This is a genomic window from Paraburkholderia kururiensis JCM 10599 = LMG 19447, from assembly GCF_003986935.1.
Lineage (GTDB): Bacteria > Pseudomonadota > Gammaproteobacteria > Burkholderiales > Burkholderiaceae > Paraburkholderia > Paraburkholderia kururiensis.
Genome location: NZ_RJZE01000106.1, coordinates 1 through 867, shown reverse-complemented (window position 1 = coordinate 867; position 867 = coordinate 1). Strand labels below are relative to the sequence as shown.

Genomic DNA, 867 nt, shown 5'->3' with positions numbered 1-867 from the left:
GGCGTGCCCGCGCGGCGGTTGAACTGCACGCCGCGGCGGCCGCACTGGAAGCGCGGCAGGCCCCGCACGATGCCCTTGCGCCGCGCGCCCGTGGCGCCGCACGCCGGACACGGCGGCAGCGGTTCGTGACGCGTCGAATGGATGCCGTCGAAGTCAGCCAGCAGCGTGGCGCTGGGCAGGCGGTCCTCGACCACGTCGCCACCATCGGGCGCCAGCCGCGGCGCGCGGACCGCGGTCGCCCGTCCGCCGGGCCGGACCTGGGCCTCGTAACGGCCTTCGGGCTCGAGCCCGGGCAGCCAGCGGCGCAGCACCCGCACCGTGTCGCCGGCGGCCGCCTCGCTGATGCCCAGCCGCGCGTAGCCCTGCTTCGCGATCTTCATGCCGCCGCAGCGTGGACAGGGCGGCATCGGCCGGCAGTCCGGCGACATCAGCCGGGCCACCACGCCACGCAGGAAGGCGACCATTTCAGCGGCGTCGCCGGACAGCACGTCGTCCGGCGCGGGAAAGGGCATCGGTTGCGATGTCATGGTCTCAGAACTGTCCGGTGAACTGGAAGCCCAGCGTCACGCGCGCGGTGTTGAATCTCGCCGGCTTGTAGACCGGCGTGCCGGCGAACAGGTCCCAGGCATACGTGCCGAAGCGGGTCGGCACCGCGCCCCGGACGCCGATCACCGCGCCCGCCAGCTGCGTGCCGGCGAGAAACGCCGTGCCGGGGCCGTACACGTGGCCGTAGTCGAGACCGGCGTAGACGCTCTGCCCTGTCTGCCCGATGGGCGCCTGCAGCTCGTTGCGCCAGTAGAAGCCACGCTCGGCCGCGAGCATCGTCTCGCCGTCGAAGCCACGCACCGTGTAGCGGCTGCCGATGGT

Annotated in this window: 2 protein-coding genes; both read right to left on the bottom strand. The window is 73.4% G+C overall.

Features of this window, described 5'->3' with window-relative positions:
* A partial coding sequence (locus tag PKKP23_RS33475; protein ID WP_126880084.1) for a DUF746 domain-containing protein occupies window positions 1-527 on the bottom strand: 527 nt, incomplete at its 3' end.
* Between the two features lie 4 nt (window positions 528-531).
* On the bottom strand, window positions 532-867 hold a 336-nt coding region (locus PKKP23_RS33470), incomplete at its 5' end, for a ShlB/FhaC/HecB family hemolysin secretion/activation protein (protein ID WP_138721062.1).